Here is a 16701-nt window from a genome sequence, read left to right as displayed (position 1 = left end):
CGAGAGCCCCACGGACGGTGTCGCGGCGGTTGCCCGGAGCCCGCTCACGCGCTCACCGCCGGGACGGTGTGGATGTGACAGGTGGTGACGCGCACCTGCGTGTCGGCGCAGTGCGCCTCGACCTGCGCGGTGAAGCTGTCGGCGGCCATGCCGCGGCCGGCATCCACCACGCGCTGCACGAACGCCTTGCGCGCCTCGTCGTCGAGGGTGTGCTGGTGCGCGACGCGGTACTGCGACTTCCCGACGGTCTTCGACACGATCACCAGGCGCGCGCCGGTGAGGCCCGCAGCGGGCGCCCCCTCGAGCAGGCCCTCCTGTACGGCGATCTGGTACGCGGCCAGCTGCGCGTGCTCGCGCACGTTCGCCTCGGTCTCCGGCTCGTACTTGCCCGTCTTCAGGTCGACCACGACCACCCGCTCCCCCGTCTGCGGTGATGACATCCGCTCCCAGCGCTGTCCGCGTGCCGGGGCGTGCTCCCCGGCCTCCGCCGGGTACACCTCGACCCGGTCGATCACTCCGCTCACCAGGGCATGCTCGTGCCCGTCGGCGCCCTGCGCAAGAGCCTCCGGGTGGACGGCGGTGTCCTCAGCCTCCGCCGCGGCATCCGCCCTTCGGCCGGGAGCAGCGACCGGGCGCACGGTGCCGTCCGCGAGGTCGACGCTGAAGCGGAACTCAGCCTCCGCGGCGACCACGCGGCCGCCGTCGCGAGCGACCTCGTCGAGATAGGCGCGCAGTCGCTCGATGTAGAGCTCGGTGCGTCGGCGCTCCTTGCGGCCGATCCAGGCGGTCTCGAAGTCCAGCTCTGGCCAGTGCTCGTCGACGATGGCCCGCATGGCCTCGGGGTCGCCATCGGGCACCCGCTCCAGCACCTCGTGGAGGATCGTGCCGATGCCCGCGGTCGGAGGCGCGACGGTGTCGCCGCCGAGCGCCGCGATGGCCCAGTTCAGGCCGCACTCCTCGAACGTCTCCAGGCGCGACGGCGATACCCGCACCGGCCCCTGTCGCAGATCCCGCAGCGGAGCGGTCGTCGTGGCAGCGGTGACGCCGTACCAGTCGTCGACATGCGCGCCCGGCACGCCCGCTTCGGCGAGGATGCGCAGCTGACCGGCCGCGAACGCCGCGTCCTCCGCATCGGTCGCGGTCGTCAGCGTGCGCCGGTGCCGGGCGACCAGGCCGCGCAGGGTGAGCGGATGCGCGAAGCGCCGCTCATCCTCCTCGGGCGGTGGCGGCGCGGGCAGGAAGGTGAAGAACGGGCTGGGGCTGAGGTCGTCGTCGTCGACGGCGGAGATGACGAGCTGACGGCGAGCACGGGAGAGAGCGCGCACGAACAGGCGCAGCTCGTCGTGCAGCGCACTGCGCCGCCGGTCCAGCGCCCCAGGCACCACCTCGGGCGAGCCGGAGCGCGCGGCTGTGATCGCCTCGGCCAGCCGCCAGGTCTCGAGCATTCCGCCGCGCAGCCGCACGTTCGGCCAGACGCCGTCCTGGACACCGGCGACCACGACCGCCTCGAACTCCGTGCCCAGGGCGTTCGCCGGGGTGAGCAGCGTCACGAGCCCGGGCCGGTCGGGGGTGGAGAGGGTGTCCTCGGGCACCTCGCTGTCGAGGATGTCGCGAATGAACAGCGCCGGCTTCTCCTGCGGGGCGCGCTCGACGAAGCGCTTGGCGGCGTCGAAGAGCGCGACCAGGCTGTCCAGCGACCGCGCGATCTCCCCGCCGCCCGGCTCGACCGCCGCCGCCCGCCAGGCGGCGGCCAGCGGCTGACCGCCGATCGAGCGAGCGCGCTCCCACACGGTCCACAGCAGCTCGTGCACCGTGCGCCCCGCGGCGCCGTCGTCGTGCAGCGTCCGCAGGGTGAGGGCGAAGCGCTGGGCGAGACGCGCTTCGGGCGCGTCGACGCGATCGAACAGGTGCGGGAACTGCATCGCCTCGCGCAGCAGCTCGCGCGCCGGGGTCGAGCCGCCCTCTGCAAGCTCGACGTGCCGCAGCCGGGCGCGCAGCCTGCGCAGCCCCACCGGGTCGAGTCCGCCGAATGGTGAGACGAGCGCCTCGGCGAGCATCTCGACCGGACGTTCGGCGGCCGGCGTGAGTCCCAGGCGCACGATCTCGATGATCTGACGCACCGTCGCCTCGCTGCCCAGCGGGCGGGGCACGCCGGCGGCGCGCGTGGGCACCTCCCGCGCCGCGAGCTCGGCCTCGAGCGCGACGATCTGCCGGGTGTCGTGTGCGATGACCGCCATCTCGCTCCACGGGATGCCCTCATCGAGGTGCCACTCGCGCAGCACGGCGGCGATGCGGTCGATCTCCTCGTGCGGCGACGGGGCGACGAGGGTGCGCACGCCGGCATCCGTCGTCTGCGCGGGCGGCCGCCGGTGCTCGACCCGGCCGGCGACGCCGATCGCCTCGGTCACCGTGCGGGTCAGCGCGGTCAGGGCGGGACTCTGCCGGTGCGCGCCGTCGAGCACGTGCACCGCGCCGAGCACCCCGGCCAGCTCGGCGAACAGCTCGGGGCTCGCGCCACGGAAGGCGCCGGAGGAGATGTCGGGATCACCGAAGGCGAGCACCGCGACGCCGCGCGAGAGCAGCGCGCGCACGATCCGGATGCCGCCGCGCGTGAGCTCCTGGGCGTCGTCGATCAGCACGGCGCGCAGCCGGGCGAGGGGACCGAGGTCCGCCGCCTCCGCGGTGTGCAGGATGGCGGTCGCCTCGGCGAGCAGCTCCGGCACGTCGCGGTGCGCGATGCGCATGCCGCCCAGAACGTCGCGGTACTCCCCGAGGAAGTCATCGACGGCCTGCCAGACCTCGCGTCCGGATGCCGAGAGCTCACCGGGACGCACTCCCAGCTCGGTGCACTCCGCGAGGAAGGCCCGCAGCTCGGAGCGGAACCCCTTCGACGCCCGCACGGCCGGGCTCAGCGATTCCGGCCAGGCCCGCTCGGCGTCCTCGGCGTCGCCGGCGAGCAGGTCGGCGAGGATGCGGTCCTGGTCGGCGCCGGTGAGCAGGGCCGGCGGTTCCTGCCCCTGACGCACGGCGACTCCACGCACGAGCTGGAATGCGAAAGAGCCCAGCGAGCGCGCCAGCGGTCCGGGAGTGGCCTGGTCGACGCGCACGCCGATGCGATCGCGCAGCGCCGTCGCGGCCTGGCGGCTGGGCGTGAGCACGAGCACCTCTTCGGCGGTGAGGCCCTGCTTCAACAGGTGCACCACCCGGTCGATGAGCGCGGTGGTCTTGCCCGTGCCGGGCGCGCCGATCACGACGCCGGATGCGGTCGCGTCGGCGACCACGACGGCGTGCTGCGCGGCATCCTGGGTCATGATCTCCACGCTAGCCGCGCGCACCGACACCGCGTCGCGCGCACCGGCGCGCGCTGTGCGCCGAGGGCGAAATCCGCGGTCACCACCGGACCCCCACAGAGCCCAGCGGGTAGAGTCGGGGTGTTCGCCCAACCTGAGGAGATCGCGTGGAAATCCGCATCGGCATCGTCAACACCGGTCGTGAGCTGAGCTTCGACACCTCCAGCACCGCGGATGAGGTGCGCGCACAGGTGACCTCGGCCCTCGAGCAGAACACGAGCCACATCACCCTCAGCGACAGCAAGGGCAGCTCCTACATCGTGCCGACGGCGAACCTCGCCTACATCGAGCTGGGCACCGAGGAGTCGCGACGGGTCGGCTTCGTCGCCTGACGATGTACATCCTGCTCGCGCTGATCGCCGCGTGCTCGCTCGGCGTCGCGCTGCACTTTCTGCTGCCGACGCGCGATCTGCGCGGAGTCGCCGTCACACCGGCGATCGCCACGGCCGCTGCCGCCGCGATCTACACGATCCTGCAGTGGTGCGGCGTCGTAGCGAGTGATCCGCTGCTCTGGGTCGCCAGCATCGGCGGCGGACTCGCCCTCGCGGCGGCGGCGACGGTGCTCCTCACCACGCGACGCACTCGCGGCGACGCACGCGAGAAGCGCACCCTCGGCATCTGACGCTCGGCTTCCGGGTGATCAGGAGGCGAGCCCCATGGCATCCATTCGCCGCGCATGCGCGCCCATCAGCTCGGTGTACACCGGCTCTATGCGCTGGTCGTCGGCCTCCAGCCGGCCAGGGCGCAGGGCGTCACGGCAGACGAGCAGCGTGTCGCCGACGAGGCGGCGTCCCCACATCGACAGCAGCGCGCGCCACTCGTCGTCGCTCTCGATCGTCTCCTGGATGATCGACACGATCTCGCTGCCGCGGTCGTCCTGGCGCAGGATCGCCGCGACCCGCTCCCCCGTCTCGCCGTAGCTCGAGGCGAGCGCGAGATAGAAGTCGTCGAGCATGCCGGCGGTGAGATACACCGCCAGCAGGGTCTCCTCCTGCCGCTCTCCGATCGTCTTGCGGCGGAAGTCATCGAGGTTCTCGCGGAAGGGCAGCATCACCTGCGTGGGGTCGTCGCCGCGTTCGGCGATCACCTTCACGATTGCGTGGTGCTTGTCGAGGGCCGCTCCGGCGGCTCGCAAGAGGGCCTCCTTGCGTGCCAGGGCCGGCGTGCCCCGGATGCCGCGGCTGAGGGTCTCGAAGTAGCCCAGCTGCAGATAAGCGGCCTGCCCGAGGAAGCGGTTCAGCTCGGGGGCGAGTTCGGCGAAGTCGACGCGCGTGGCATTGCCGCTCTCCCCGCGTCCGCGCAGTTTCAGCGTGCGCCGCTGCGGCTTGCGCTTCCAGAACCAGTTGACCACCCGCCCAGACTACTGGGCGCCGCGGCACCCGCCCAGAACTCGCTCTTCCGGTCGGCGGGGGCGGCTCCGGTAGGCTGGTGCCGTCCTGCCATCGGAGCAGGGCCCCGCGCCTGTGGCATGCAATGAGACGGCGTGGATCCATCACGAGGCGCGGCTCGTGCGGCACAGCCCGTGCACGCGCCGGACAGGCAAGAGAACACTGTGACTTCATTCACTGATCTGGGAATCGATCAGGACATCGTCGACGCGCTGGGCGCGAAGGGGATCGTCGACGCCTTCCCCATCCAGGAGCAGACCATCCCGCTGGGCCTTCCCGGGCAGGACATCATCGGCCAGGCCAAGACCGGCACCGGCAAGACCTTCGGATTCGGCATCCCGGTCGTGCAGCGTCTGGGTCTGGACCCCGAGCCCGGAGTGAAGGCGCTCATCGTCGTGCCGACCCGTGAGCTCGCCGTGCAGGTGTACGAGGACATGGACCTGCTGACCTCGAACCGCTCGACGAGCGTCGTCGCCATCTACGGCGGAAAGGCCTACGAGGGCCAGATCGACCAGCTCAAGGCCGGTGCGCAGATCGTCGTGGGTACGCCCGGACGCCTCATCGACCTCGCCAATCAGCGTCTCCTGGACCTGTCGAACGCGACCGAGGTGGTGCTCGACGAGGCCGACAAGATGCTCGACCTCGGCTTCCTCGCCGACATCGAGAAGATCTTCTCGAAGGTGCCGCCGGTGCGCCACACGCAGCTGTTCTCGGCGACCATGCCGGGGCCGATCGTCGCGCTCGCCCGCCGGTTCATGTCGAACCCCATTCACATCCGCGCCAACGACCCCGACGAGGGCCTGACGCAGGCGAACATCAAGCACATCGTCTACCGGGCGCACTCGCTCGACAAGGACGAGATCATCGCCCGCATCCTGCAGGCGGAGGGTCGCGGCAAGGCCGTGATCTTCACGCGTACCAAGCGCGCCGCGCAGAAGCTCGTCGACGAGCTCGGCGACCGCGGGTTCAACGTCGGCGGCGTGCACGGCGACATGGGCCAGGAGCAGCGTGAGCGCTCGATGGCCGCGTTCAAGGCCGGCAAGCGCGACGTGCTCGTGGCCACCGATGTGGCCGCCCGCGGCATCGACGTGGACGACATCACCCACGTCATCAACCACACCATCCCCGATGAGGACAAGACCTACCTGCACCGCGCCGGCCGCACCGGTCGCGCGGGCAAGACGGGCATCGCGGTCACGTTCGTGGACTGGGAGGACCTGCACAAGTGGGCGCTGATCAACCGTGCCCTGGAGTTCGGTCAGCCCGAGCCGGTCGAGACGTACTCGTCGAGCCCGCACCTGTACTCCGACCTCGACATCCCCGAGGGCACGAAGGGCCGCCTGACGACCGCCCCGAAGTCCGAGAAGCCCGCCGCGGAGCGTCGTCAGCGTCAGCCGCAGAAGGCAGCGGATGCCGCCGCCGAGGGCACCGACGAGGGCACCACGCGTCGCCGTCGCCGCCGCCGCCGCAGCTCGGGTGACGTCGGCTCGACGTTCGTGGAGGGCGCAGAGCAGAAGAGCCCGGATGCCGCCGGCGACCAGGGCGCGGACCGCGAGGCGGAGGGCGCCGGCACGCACGACGGCGACGCGACCCGCGAGCACCGCGACGGCAAGCCCGCGCCGCAGCGTCGCCGTCGTCGCCGCCGCAGCGGAGGCGCAGCGCCCAGCGGCGCCTGACGCACGTTCTGAGGCCTCCCCTGCCACGCAGGGGAGGCCTCGCACGTTTCGGCGTCAGCCGTTCCGGCGTCAGCCGTTCCCGCGTCAGCCGAAGCGTGGCGCCGTGCCGGTGGCACGGTCGATGATGCGCGCCACCATCTCGTCCGACGTGGTGTTCTCCCCGGGACGGTTCGGCTTGCCCGAACCGTGGTAATCGCTGGAGCCGGTGACGATCAGATCGTGCGTCGCGGCGAAATCACGCAGCAGTCGCTTGCCCGCTGCCGTGTTCTCGCGGTGGTCGATCTCGAGCCCGGCGAGACCCGCGGCGATCAGCCGCTCGAGGTACGCCAGCGGCAGCATCCGGTCCCGGCTGGTGACCGGATGCGCGATCACGGCCACTCCCCCGGCGCGGGTGATCAGACGCACCGCCGTCATCGGGTCCGGCGCGTAGTGCGGCTCGTAGTAGCCCTCACGCGGATGCAGGATGCCCTCGAACGCCTCCGTCCGGTCGCGCACGATCCCGCGAGCGACGAGCGCGTCGGCGATGTGCGGGCGGCCCACGGTGGCATCCGGGGTCGTCTGGCCGACCACGTCCGCCCAGACGAGGTCGTAGTCGCGGCCGATGCTGCGCACGATCCGCTCCGCCCGGCCCACGCGGTCGCTGCGGATGCGCTCGGTCTCGGCGACGAGGTCGGGGTCGGCGGGGTCGAACAGGTAGCCGAGCACGTGCACGCTGCGCCACTCGTGCTTGGCGGAGAACTCGATTCCGGGCAGGAACGTCATGCCGTGCGCGACGGCCGCATCGCCGGCTTCGGCCCAGCCGGTCGTGCGGTCGTGATCGGTCAGCGCCAGTGTGCGGATGCCATGGGCGTGCGCCTGGCGCACCACCTCCGCGGGCGCCTCGGTGCCATCGGAGTGGTTGGAGTGCAGGTGCAGGTCGCTCGGCCCGCGGAAGCGGTGTCGGGCGCCGGAGGTCATGATCCGAGCGTACCGCCAGCGCCGTCACAGCCTGCTCCCCTAGGCTGTGCGCCGATGTTGAGACTCGTCGGAATCCTCGTCACCGTGATGTTCGCGATCGCGACCGCGGTGCTCGTCTGGCCGCAGTTCTTCCGGCTCGAGCTGACCTTCCCGATGGCGCAGATCGTGTCGGCGCGCGGTGCGATGGCGGCCGGCTTCCTTGCCGTGGCGCTGCTCGCGGCGTTCCTGCTGTTCGCCCGGCCGCTGCGCGGCTTTGCCGCGTCGATCCTCGTCGTCGCGCTGGTCGGTGCGGGAGCGAGCGCGACTATCGGCGCTCTGCGCGGTTACGGCGACGACACCCTGCCCGCCAAGACCGACGAGGCCCTGCGCGTGCTGAGCTGGAACACCGCCGGCGCGGCGGTATCGGCGGAGACCATCGCCGGGGTGATCGCCCAGCAGCAGATCGACATCGTGTCGCTGCCGGAGACCTCGGAGGAGGTCGGCGAGCAGATCGCCATCCGGATGCGCGACGCGGGCCGGCCCATGTGGGTGCATCACGTCAACATCCGCCCGGATGTGCCGGACGGGCCGCAGGCCTGGCAGACCACCATCCTCATCTCCACCGAGCTCGGCGAGTACTCGGTGATCGACTCCTCGCGCGACGGCTCGAGCAACACCGGGGAAGTGCCGAGCGCCGTGGCCATGCCGGTGGACGGGTCGGGTCCGACCATCGTCGCCGTGCACGCCGTCGCGCCCCGCGAGGACGCCATGGCGCAGTGGCAGTCCGACCTCGAGTGGATCGCCGATCAGTGCCCGAAGGGCGAGTTCATCCTCGCCGGCGACTTCAACGCCACGCTCGATCACATGGCCTCGTTCGGTGTGGACGGCGGCGCCATGGGGCGCTGTGTCGACGCGGCGGCGACCACGGGCAACGGGATGGTGGGCACGTGGCCGGCGAAGCTGCCCCGGCTGGTCGGCGCGCCCATCGACCACATCATGTCGAGTCCGAGCTGGGTCGCGACGGGCAGTGCCGTGCTTGCGGATGCCGGCGGCAGCGACCACCGCGCGATCGTCGCCCAGCTGGAGCCCGCCCGCGGCTGATCTCGCACGTCGGCCTACTAGGACCCTGAGCGTGTCGAGGGGCCGCGCCCGTCTGCAGGTCGGTGAGACAATGGAGCCATGACCAGCGCAGAGAACGACGCCGCCGTCGAGACCCCCGCCGAGCCCGTCGCCGAAGAGAAGAAGAACCCGCGCAAGCAGCCGTTCCCGCGGGGATTCCTCGACACGATCTCGACGGGGTGGGCGGATCGGCCCGAGACCCTGCCCGCGCCGCGCGCGCAGGCCCCGTACGCTGCCCGGCGCCGCGACGCCGTGTCGCAGGCCTTCCCCGGCAAGCGCCTGGTGGTTCCCGCGGGCTCGTTCAAGCAGCGCAGCAACGACACCGACTACCCGTTCCGTGCGCACTCCGCGTTCGTGCACCTGACCGGCTGGGCGAACGAGTCCGAGCCGGACTCGCTGCTGGTGTTCGAGCCCACCGACTCCGGCCACGAGGTCACGCTGTACTTCCGCGAGCGCGCGGATCGCACTACCAGCGAGTTCTACTCGGATGCCACGATCGGTGAGTTCTGGATCGGTCCCCGTCCCTCGCTCGCCGGCGTCGCCGCCGACCTCGATCTGGCCACCGCACACGTCGACACGTTCGAAGCCGGCGAGGACGACCTGGTCGTGGACGAGGACGAGGAGCTCACCCGCTTCGTGTCCGAGCTGCGCCTGGTGAAGGACGAGTACGAGATCGCTGAGATGCGCCATGCCGTCGCGGTGACGGCATCCGGTTTCGATGACATCATCCGCGATTTCGACCGGGCCGTCGCGCATCCGCGCGGCGAGCGCATCGTCGAGGGCGTCTTCCACCAGCGCGCGCGCAGCGACGGGCACTGGGAGGGGTACGACACCATCGCCGCGTCCGGTCATCACGCGTGCTACCTGCACTGGACGCGCAATGACGGCGCGGTCGTGCCGGGCGATCTGATCCTCATCGACGCCGGCGTCGAGGTCGACAGCCAGTACACTGCCGACATCACCCGCACCCTGCCGGTGAACGGCAGGTTCTCGGATGTGCAGCGGCGCGTGTACGACGTCGTGCTCGAGGCGGCGGATGCCGCCTTTGCCGCCGCCAAGCCGGGCGTGCGCTTCCGTGCCGTCCACGAGGCGGCGATGGAGGTGATCGCGCGCCGCACCGCGGAGTGGGGCGTGCTGCCGGTCAGCGCCGACGCGGCGCTGGATGCCGACCGCGGTGGGCAGCACCGCCGCTACATGGTGCACGGCACCAGCCACCACTTGGGCATCGACGTGCACGACTGCGCGCAGGCGCGTCGCGAGATGTACTACGACGGCGTCCTCGAGCCGGGGATGGTCTTCACGATCGAGCCCGGTCTCTACTTCCAGATCGATGATCTGACCGTGCCGGAGGAGCTGCGCGGCATCGGCGTGCGCATCGAGGACGACATCCTCATGACCGCCGACGGACCCGTCAACCTCTCCGCCGATATCCCGCGCACGGCGGACGACGTCGAGGCGTGGATCGCGCGTCTGCAGGGCTGACACCGGCGCGGGCGTTCACGACGATGGCGTCCGAAGTGCGCCGATCTCCTCGAGCGTGTCCCACAGGCCTGCTTCATCGACGAAATGATGCGTTGGCGTACCAAGTGCCGTCGCACCAGCCAGATTCGTGAGCGAATCGTCGGTGAAGAGCACCTGCTCAGGCGGCTGGCGCATCACTCGGGACAGACACGAGGACTTCATCCTGCATCCGCCTGGGGGGCGATCCCCCATCCCGCTGCGTCCGCGAGCGGTGCTGACCGCGGCGTGGGCGGGCGTCCATCCACCGGCTCGCCGCTTCAGACCCGGGGCTGCGTGAGGCCGCCGGCCCCTCGAACGTCCTGAGGGCGCTCAGCGCCGCTCCACCTCGGCGATGAATGCGCTGACGACCGGCCCAAGCGAAGCGCCCACCTCCTGAGCGGCACGTCGGCGGCCCTTCACCTCGAACGAGTGCCCGCCGCCCTCGATCCACGCGATGCGGGCCTCCTGGCAGCTTCCGACCGCCTCCTCCAGCTGCTCGAGAGGCTGCACGAAGGGATCATTCGTCCCTTCCACGAACAGCTGCGGCGGCGCGACGGAGGGAAGGTGCTCGACTCTCGGCTTCTCCGGCTTCCCGGGCGGATGCAGCGGATACCCGAGATAGATGAGCCCGTCCACCGCCATGCCGTCGCTTGCCGCCATGGACGCCATCCGTCCGCCGTACGACTTCCCGCATGTCCAGATCCGTGAGCCCGGCTCCTCCTGCCGAGCCCGCTCCACCACAGCGCGCCAGGTGAGCATCGCATGCGCGGCGGGGCCGGGCATCCGCCGCCCCGCCTCCACATAGGGGAAGTTGAAGCGCACGGTCGTGAATCCTTCGTCGCGCAGCGCCCGCGCGAAACCCACCAGGAACGGGTGATCCATCCCCGCACCCGCGCCGTGGGCGATCGCGACCACACCGCGCGACGCACCGTCGGGCTGCTCCCACGCCGCGCTCACCTGCACGGTCCCGGCCGGCAACGCCACCTCAATGCGCATCAGAAGCTCCGTCTCGACGGCACACGCACGGATCCGCCGCAGCGGATCCGTGCCAGCGCCACGATCACCACCACCAGATGCGCGGCGCACACAGCGACGTACAGCACCAACGGCATCACGAGCAGGAAGAGAGCGGATGCCGCGGCATCCGGCTGCGTCAGCCGGATGAGTCCGATCGCGAGCTGCAGCACGAGCAGCGACGTCGACACGATCAGGAACAGGCGTCCCCACGAGCGAGCGGCCGCCGCGTTCGCCTTCGCCACCGGCCCCTGGCGGGACAGCGAACCGTATGCGGCGATCATCGCCCCGCCCGCCGCGAGCGGGCCGAGCAGCGGGATCGGCAGCAGCACGAGCAGACCCAGCGCCCACGCCGATGCACCGGACGCCTCACCTGCGCGGGCGGTGCCCCTCGCCATCACAACTCGCCGGACGCGGTCATCGTCGCCGATCCTCATCGTCGCCGCGCGCCCCGCCTCATCGATCGGCGACCGGCCCAGAGGCATCCCCCTCACCGGGGAGAACCGGCCGCGTAGCGGGAAGCGGAGGTCGCGGCGGGATGGCCGGCGCCGCATCGCCGACGGGATGCCCGCCGACCGGCCGTTCACCCGCCCGAGCGTCGAGACCGCGCGACGCGTTCCCGTCCCGGTCGCCACCTCCGGCGCCGGACGGACCACCGCCCTCCACTCCGCCGACCTCGCCCGCGCCGATGTCACCGCCGACAGCGCCGCCACCGGAGACGCCACCGTCCGAGACACCGTCGCCCGGGACGCCGCCACCGCTGACGCCACCACCGGCAACACCACCACCGGAGACGCCACCACTGGTGCCGCCCGAGGGCGTCCCGCCGCCCGGCTGCAGCCGCTCGCCGTACCGCGGCGGCTCGCTGAGGTCGACCGGCGGGCGCACCGTCGACGGACGGTCCGGTCCGACGATGCCGCGCGCCTTGGTCAGCGACGACGGCTGCACGCGCACCTCGTAGTGATCCGCGAGCATCTGCATCATGCTCGCGAAGTCCCGCCGCCGACGCACGATCGAGTACATCACCAGGCTCATGATCATGCCCAGGGCGACGCCGATGAGGATGAACCCGAGGAACAGCGAGATCGGCGCATCGGGCGTCCCGAACAGCATGATCGCCGACAGCAGCAGACCGATCAGCACGCCGTTCATCGCACCCGAGCGAGCCGCAGCCGCATATCCCAGCTTGCCCGTCACGCGCTCCACCGTGCGCACGCCCTCACCGACGATCGCGATGTCGCGGGCGGGCACCTCACCCGCGATCAGCTTCGACACGATCTTCTGCGCCGCCTCGTAATCTTTCGTCGAGGCGATCACCTCGCCGATGTCGTTGCCGTTCCCCGGTCGATTCAGCATGCTCATCCGGCCATTGTCCCATCGACTCGGCTTCCGGTCACCCGCCCGGATTCACGCAGCTCCCGCGCACTACGCTGGGAGGCGTGAGCACACAACGGGTCTTCGTCGCGCGTCTGGCAGGATGTGCCGTCTTCGACCCCGCCGGAGATCGCCTCGGCAAGGTGCGCGACGTCGTCATCGTGTACCGCAAGACCGCCTCGCCGCGCGTAATCGGTCTCGTCGTCGAGATCCCCGGCCGCCGCCACGTCTTCCTCTCCATCGGCCGCGTCACCTCGATACGTGCAGGTCAGGTCATCACCACCGGCCTCATCAACGTCCGCCGCTTCCAGCCACGCCCCGGCGAGGTGCGCGTGGTCGCCGAGTTCCTCGGACGCCGCGTCAGCCTCATCGACGGCGGCGCGACCGCCGTGGTCGAGGACGTCGCCATCGAACAGGACCGCCACGGCGAGTGGGGCATCACGCAGCTCTTCCTGCGCAAGGCGAAGACGAGCGCGTCCCCCTTCGCCAAGGGTTCCACCACCTTCGCCGCGTGGAGTGAGGTCGCCGAGCTGCGCGAGCCGGGCCAGGCGCAGTCCGCCGAGCAGCTCGTCGCCACCTACTCCGAACTGCACGCCGCCGACCTCGCCACCACCCTGCTCGATCTGCCTCAGGAGCGGCGCATCGAGGTCGCCGAGGAGCTGCCCGACGAGCGCCTCGCCGACGCCCTCGAGGAGATGGCGGAGGACGACCAGGTCGGCATCCTCGACCGCCTGGGCGACGAGCGCGCAGCCGACGTGCTCGACGAGATGGAGCCCGACGACGCCGCCGACCTGCTCGCGCAGCTGCCGCCAGAGCGCCTCGAGCAGCTGCTCGCGCTCATGGAGCCGGAGGAGGCCGACGACGTGCGGATGCTGCTGCGCTACGGCCCCGACACCGCGGGCGGTCTGATGACGCCGGAGCCGATCATCCTCTCCGCGGATGCCACCGTGGCGGAGGCCCTCGCCCTCATCCGCCGCCATGAACTGCACCCGGCCCTCGCCGCGGCGGTGTTCGTGACCCTGCCGCCGTTCGAGACGCCGACCGGGCGCCTGCTGGGCGTCGTGCACTTCCAGAAGATGCTGCGCTACCCCCCGCATGAGCGACTCGGCGCCATCCTCGATGACACCCTCGAACCGGTGTCGGTCACCGCCTCCGCAGCCGAGGTCGCGCGCATGCTGGCCAGCTACGACCTCGTCTCGCTGCCGGTCATCGACAGCGCGCACCGCCTGGTCGGCGCGATCAGTGTCGACGACGTGCTCGACTACCTGCTGCCGGACGACTGGCGCACGAACGATGCCGAAGAGCCGACAGGCGGCACGCGATGATGGCCCGCCCCACCCGCCGCGCGCAGCTGGACACCCCCGGCACACGCGGCGCGACCCGCACCGCCGCTCCGTCGCGCGACCGGTTCGGCCGGTTCACCGAGTGGGTGGCGCGCGCCATGGGCACCCCGGCGTTCCTCGTCATCCTCACGCTGTTCTGCGCCGCGTGGATCGTGTGGAACACCCTGATGCCGCGCGAGCTGCGCTTCGACGACGCAGCCCTGGGCTTCACCGCGCTCACCCTCATGCTCTCTCTGCAGGCCTCGTACGCGGCGCCGCTCATCCTGCTCGCCCAGAACCGTCAGGACGACCGGGACCGGGTGCAGATCGAGCAGGACCGGCAGCGGGCCGAACGCAATCTCGCCGACACGGAGTACCTCGCCCGCGAGATCGTCGCGCTGCGCCTCGCGCTCGAGGAGCGCTCGTCGCAGACGGTCACCCGGGAAGTGCTGCGCCAGGAGCTGAAGGCCCTGCTCGCCGAGCTGGGCGAGGACGCACACCCGGCGGAGAGCCGCGATGACCGTCGCTGAGCGCGTCCGCGCGGCCGTCGCCGCGGTGACTGATCCCGAGTTGCGCCGCCCGATCGGCGACCTCGACATGGTGCGCGACGTCACGGTGGAGGGCACCACGGCCCGGGTCGGCATCGTGCTCACGATCGTCGGATGCCCCGCGGCGCAGCGCATCGAGCAGGACGTGCACGACGCTGCGGCATCCGTGCCCGGAATCGAGGCCGTCGGTGTCGAGGTCGGCGTGATGACCACGGATGAGCGCCGGGCTCTCACCGAGCGGCTGCGCGCCGGCCGCCCCGCCCGGCACATGCCGTTCGGACCGGACTCGCTCACCCGGGTGATCCTCGTCTCAAGCGGGAAAGGCGGTGTGGGCAAGTCGACGATCACCGCGAACCTCGCCGTCGCCCTGGCTCAGCAGGGGATGCGAGTGGGGCTCGTGGATGCCGACGTGCACGGCTTCTCCATCCCGGGTCTGCTGGGTATCGCCCCTGGCATCCAGCCCACCCGGATCGACGACCTCATGCTGCCGCCCGTCGCGCACGATGTGAAGACCATCTCGATCGGCATGTTCCTGCGCGACGGCGAAGCCGCCGTGGCCTGGCGGGGACCCATGCTGCACCGCACCGTGCAGCAGTTCCTCACCGACGTGTTCTTCGGCGACCTGGACATCCTGCTCATCGACATGCCGCCGGGCACCGGCGACATCGCGATCTCGATCGGTCAGCTGCTGCCGCACGCCGAGGTGCTCGTGGTCACCACCCCTCAGCCGGCAGCGGCCGACGTCGCGATCCGCAGCGGCCTCGTCGCCCGTCAGACCGGTCAGCACGTGATCGGCGTCGTCGAGAACATGTCCGCCTACGCGCTCCCAGACGGGAGCATGCTCGACCTGTTCGGTGCGGGCGGCGGCGACGAGGTGGCCCGTGCACTGAGCACCTCGGACGAGACGGTGCCGCTGCTGGCATCGGTGCCGCTCAGCCCTGCGCTGCGTCGCGGCGGCGATGCGGGGCTGCCGGTCGTGCTCGGGGATCCGGACGACGTCGCCTCGCGCGCGATCGCCGAGATCGCCGAGCGGATCACGCACCGCGGACGCGGTCTCGCCGGGCGCTCGCTGCCGCTGCGCCCGCACTGAGCTCCTTGAACCGCCCCAGGGCCGGCTCCCCTACCGGGCGTGCCGGCCGTCCTGATCGACGCCCTCAGGTCGCCTCGACGTCGAACGGCGGCGGTGAATCCCTCGTGAAGTGGGTGCGCGTCATCCGCGGGCGCGGAGGAGTGACGGGGTCGGTCGCCACGATCGACGTGGCCGCGCCGGCCGGCCCGCGCTGACCGGCGGAGGCGGACGGAGCGCCCGCCGGGGAATCGAAGCCGGGTTCCTCGAACAGCGCATCGCGGATGATGCGCCGCGGGTCGTACTGGCGCGGGTCGAGCTTGCGCCAGTCGACCTCGTCGATCTCGGGCCCGAACTCGTCGCGCATCTTCGTCTTCGTCTCGCGCAGGTAGTCCCCCGCGCGGCGCACGATCCTCGCGAACGTCTCGGCTGCCTTGGGCAGGCGCTCAGGGCCGATGATGATCACTGCGACAAGCCCGATCAGCAGCAGCTTGTCGAAGGTCAAGCCCAGTTCCATGGTCCCAGGCTACCCGCCGCGCCTCACTCCACGAGGCACCGACCCCGCATACGCTTGTCACTGAGCCCCTTCCCGAGGAGAACCCATGAGCGAGCACGACGCGAACGCCCGATTCGCGCGCGAGACCATCGTGGAGCCCGCCGCGATCGCGCGGGCCCGCGCCCACGCCCTCGAACTCGGGGCTGCCCCGATCAGCGCCGTCGTCGGTGCCCAGTGCGCCGTGCTGGCGGCCGCGACCGCCGCCCGCTCGATCGTCGAGATCGGCACCGGAGCGGGAGTCTCCGGACTGTGGCTGCTGCGCGGCGCCCCGCAGGCGGTGCTCACCACGATCGACAACGAACCCGAGCACCTCGGCGCAGCCCGGCAGGCCTTCGCCGACGCCCGCGTGCCCGCCACCCGTGGCCGCTTCATCACGGGGCGTGCCGCGGACGTGCTGCCGCGCATGAACGAGAGCGCATACGACATCGTCTTCATCGACGCGGATGCCGAGAACGTGATCGAGTACGTCGAGCACGGTCTGCGCCTGGTGCGCACCGGCGGCCTGGTGCTCGTGCCCCGGGTGCTGCACGGTGGGAAGGTCGCCGATCCCGTGCAGCGCGACCCGATCACCACCGCGTATCGCTCGCTCGTGCAGGAGACCCAGGAGTCGCAGGCGGTGCTGGCCGCCCTGTCCACCGCGGGCGAGGGGCTGCTCCAGCTCAGCCGCGTGGCCGAATGAGCTCCTGAGGCGGGCGCCGCATCGCCGGAGAACCTCCACCGTACGACGCAGAAGGGGGGGGGGGGGGGGAGTTTAGGCGCCCCCCCCCCCGGCGCCAGGTGGGGGGGGGGGGGGGGGGGGCGCCCGCCCCGCCCGCGGGGGCGGCGCCCCCGCCGCGGGGCGCGACACCACCC

Annotated in this window: 17 protein-coding genes; 9 read left to right on the top strand and 8 right to left on the bottom strand. The window is 71.5% G+C overall.

Annotated elements, in window-relative coordinates; genetic code table 11:
• Nucleotides 1-44: 44 nt before the first annotated feature.
• The gene (locus WFG93_RS04155) at nt 45-3311 is read right to left on the bottom strand and encodes an ATP-dependent helicase (protein ID WP_336645072.1); all 3267 of its coding nucleotides are present in this window, start codon (nt 3309-3311) and stop codon (nt 45-47) included.
• A gap of 146 nt (nt 3312-3457) precedes the next feature.
• On the opposite strand from WFG93_RS04155, the gene WFG93_RS04150 reads away from it, so the two are divergent.
• Both WFG93_RS04150 and WFG93_RS04145 read left to right on the top strand, forming a co-directional pair.
• Nucleotides 3458-3682 carry a DUF3107 domain-containing protein gene (locus WFG93_RS04150; RefSeq protein ID WP_336645071.1) on the top strand — a complete coding sequence of 75 codons (225 nt, stop codon included), beginning with the start codon at nt 3458-3460 and terminating at the stop codon, nt 3680-3682.
• Between the two features lie 2 nt (nt 3683-3684).
• A complete protein-coding gene (locus tag WFG93_RS04145; RefSeq protein WP_336645070.1) occupies nt 3685-3972 on the top strand; it encodes a hypothetical protein in 288 nt (95 codons plus the stop codon).
• An 18-nt stretch (nt 3973-3990) separates the two neighbouring features.
• Here the strand turns inward: WFG93_RS04145 and WFG93_RS04140 are convergent, their stop codons facing one another.
• Nucleotides 3991-4701: a ferritin-like fold-containing protein gene (locus tag WFG93_RS04140; protein ID WP_336645069.1), complete on the bottom strand. Its 711-nt coding sequence runs from the start codon at nt 4699-4701 to the stop codon at nt 3991-3993.
• Nucleotides 4702-4902: 201 nt separating this feature from the next.
• Here WFG93_RS04140 and WFG93_RS04135 point away from each other — a divergent pair, with 201 nt between their 5' ends.
• Complete coding sequence (locus WFG93_RS04135; RefSeq protein WP_336645068.1) at nt 4903-6414, top strand: DEAD/DEAH box helicase; 1512 nt, start codon at nt 4903-4905, stop codon at nt 6412-6414.
• An 84-nt stretch (nt 6415-6498) separates the two neighbouring features.
• On the opposite strand, the gene WFG93_RS04130 is transcribed toward WFG93_RS04135, so the two are convergent.
• Nucleotides 6499-7371 (bottom strand): PHP domain-containing protein, encoded by an 873-nt coding sequence (locus WFG93_RS04130; protein ID WP_336645067.1) that lies wholly within the window; start codon nt 7369-7371, stop codon nt 6499-6501.
• A gap of 54 nt (nt 7372-7425) precedes the next feature.
• On the opposite strand from WFG93_RS04130, the gene WFG93_RS04125 reads away from it, so the two are divergent.
• Together WFG93_RS04125 and WFG93_RS04120 are read left to right on the top strand one after the other, a co-directional pair.
• On the top strand, nt 7426-8451 hold the full coding sequence (locus WFG93_RS04125) for an endonuclease/exonuclease/phosphatase family protein (protein ID WP_336645066.1): 1026 nt from the start codon (nt 7426-7428) through the stop codon (nt 8449-8451).
• A 78-nt stretch (nt 8452-8529) separates the two neighbouring features.
• Nucleotides 8530-9951: an aminopeptidase P family protein gene (locus WFG93_RS04120; RefSeq protein ID WP_336645065.1), complete on the top strand. Its 1422-nt coding sequence runs from the start codon at nt 8530-8532 to the stop codon at nt 9949-9951.
• Between the two features lie 15 nt (nt 9952-9966).
• On the opposite strand, the gene WFG93_RS04115 is transcribed toward WFG93_RS04120, so the two are convergent.
• The 4 genes from WFG93_RS04115 to WFG93_RS04100 form a co-directional block, all read right to left on the bottom strand.
• Nucleotides 9967-10152, bottom strand: coding sequence for a hypothetical protein (locus WFG93_RS04115; RefSeq protein ID WP_336645064.1), 186 nt, complete (start codon nt 10150-10152; stop codon nt 9967-9969).
• Nucleotides 10153-10299: 147 nt separating this feature from the next.
• A complete protein-coding gene (locus WFG93_RS04110; protein ID WP_336645063.1) occupies nt 10300-10965 on the bottom strand; it encodes an alpha/beta hydrolase family protein in 666 nt (221 codons plus the stop codon).
• Nucleotides 10965-11381, bottom strand: coding sequence for a hypothetical protein (locus WFG93_RS04105; RefSeq protein WP_336645062.1), 417 nt, complete (start codon nt 11379-11381; stop codon nt 10965-10967). The genes WFG93_RS04110 and WFG93_RS04105 overlap by 1 nt, the downstream gene beginning before the upstream one ends.
• A 58-nt stretch (nt 11382-11439) precedes the next feature.
• The gene (locus tag WFG93_RS04100) at nt 11440-12345 is read right to left on the bottom strand and encodes a general stress protein (RefSeq protein WP_336645061.1); all 906 of its coding nucleotides are present in this window, start codon (nt 12343-12345) and stop codon (nt 11440-11442) included.
• A gap of 77 nt (nt 12346-12422) precedes the next feature.
• Here WFG93_RS04100 and WFG93_RS04095 point away from each other — a divergent pair, with 77 nt between their 5' ends.
• From WFG93_RS04095 to WFG93_RS04085, 3 genes are read left to right on the top strand one after another with little or no spacing between them, the layout of a single operon-like run.
• Nucleotides 12423-13682 carry a magnesium transporter MgtE N-terminal domain-containing protein gene (locus tag WFG93_RS04095; protein ID WP_336645060.1) on the top strand — a complete coding sequence of 420 codons (1260 nt, stop codon included), beginning with the start codon at nt 12423-12425 and terminating at the stop codon, nt 13680-13682.
• Nucleotides 13682-14209, top strand: a complete 528-nt coding sequence (locus WFG93_RS04090; RefSeq protein ID WP_336645688.1) for a DUF1003 domain-containing protein — start codon at nt 13682-13684, stop codon at nt 14207-14209. Before WFG93_RS04095 ends, WFG93_RS04090 begins: the two co-directional genes overlap by 1 nt.
• Nucleotides 14196-15317: an Mrp/NBP35 family ATP-binding protein gene (locus tag WFG93_RS04085; RefSeq protein WP_336645059.1), complete on the top strand. Its 1122-nt coding sequence runs from the start codon at nt 14196-14198 to the stop codon at nt 15315-15317. Before WFG93_RS04090 ends, WFG93_RS04085 begins: the two co-directional genes overlap by 14 nt.
• 64 nt (nt 15318-15381) lie before the next feature.
• On the opposite strand, the gene WFG93_RS04080 is transcribed toward WFG93_RS04085, so the two are convergent.
• Nucleotides 15382-15810 carry a Sec-independent protein translocase TatB gene (locus tag WFG93_RS04080; RefSeq protein ID WP_336645058.1) on the bottom strand — a complete coding sequence of 143 codons (429 nt, stop codon included), beginning with the start codon at nt 15808-15810 and terminating at the stop codon, nt 15382-15384.
• Nucleotides 15811-15895: 85 nt separating this feature from the next.
• On the opposite strand from WFG93_RS04080, the gene WFG93_RS04075 reads away from it, so the two are divergent.
• Entirely contained in the window at nt 15896-16528 is a 633-nt protein-coding gene (locus tag WFG93_RS04075) for an O-methyltransferase (RefSeq protein WP_336645057.1), read from the top strand.
• The last annotated feature ends 173 nt before the right edge of the window (nt 16529-16701 follow it).

It is taken from the genome of Microbacterium sp. USHLN186, from assembly GCF_037145155.1.
GTDB lineage: Bacteria > Actinomycetota > Actinomycetes > Actinomycetales > Microbacteriaceae > Microbacterium.
This window is presented reverse-complemented; position numbering and strand designations above follow the sequence as displayed.

Coding starts and splice junctions, on each gene's coding strand:
- WFG93_RS04155 (WP_336645072.1), bottom strand. CDS start 3,311: ATGACCCAGGATGCCGCGCAGCACGCCGTCGTGGTCGCCGACGCGACC.
- WFG93_RS04145 (WP_336645070.1), top strand. CDS start 3,685: ATGTACATCCTGCTCGCGCTGATCGCCGCGTGCTCGCTCGGCGTCGCG.
- WFG93_RS04130 (WP_336645067.1), bottom strand. CDS start 7,371: ATGACCTCCGGCGCCCGACACCGCTTCCGCGGGCCGAGCGACCTGCAC.
- WFG93_RS04125 (WP_336645066.1), top strand. CDS start 7,426: ATGTTGAGACTCGTCGGAATCCTCGTCACCGTGATGTTCGCGATCGCG.
- WFG93_RS04120 (WP_336645065.1), top strand. CDS start 8,530: ATGACCAGCGCAGAGAACGACGCCGCCGTCGAGACCCCCGCCGAGCCC.
- WFG93_RS04115 (WP_336645064.1), bottom strand. CDS start 10,152: ATGAAGTCCTCGTGTCTGTCCCGAGTGATGCGCCAGCCGCCTGAGCAG.
- WFG93_RS04110 (WP_336645063.1), bottom strand. CDS start 10,965: ATGCGCATTGAGGTGGCGTTGCCGGCCGGGACCGTGCAGGTGAGCGCG.
- WFG93_RS04105 (WP_336645062.1), bottom strand. CDS start 11,381: ATGGCGAGGGGCACCGCCCGCGCAGGTGAGGCGTCCGGTGCATCGGCG.
- WFG93_RS04100 (WP_336645061.1), bottom strand. CDS start 12,345: ATGAGCATGCTGAATCGACCGGGGAACGGCAACGACATCGGCGAGGTG.
- WFG93_RS04090 (WP_336645688.1), top strand. CDS start 13,682: ATGGCCCGCCCCACCCGCCGCGCGCAGCTGGACACCCCCGGCACACGC.
- WFG93_RS04085 (WP_336645059.1), top strand. CDS start 14,196: ATGACCGTCGCTGAGCGCGTCCGCGCGGCCGTCGCCGCGGTGACTGAT.
- WFG93_RS04080 (WP_336645058.1), bottom strand. CDS start 15,810: ATGGAACTGGGCTTGACCTTCGACAAGCTGCTGCTGATCGGGCTTGTC.
- WFG93_RS04075 (WP_336645057.1), top strand. CDS start 15,896: ATGAGCGAGCACGACGCGAACGCCCGATTCGCGCGCGAGACCATCGTG.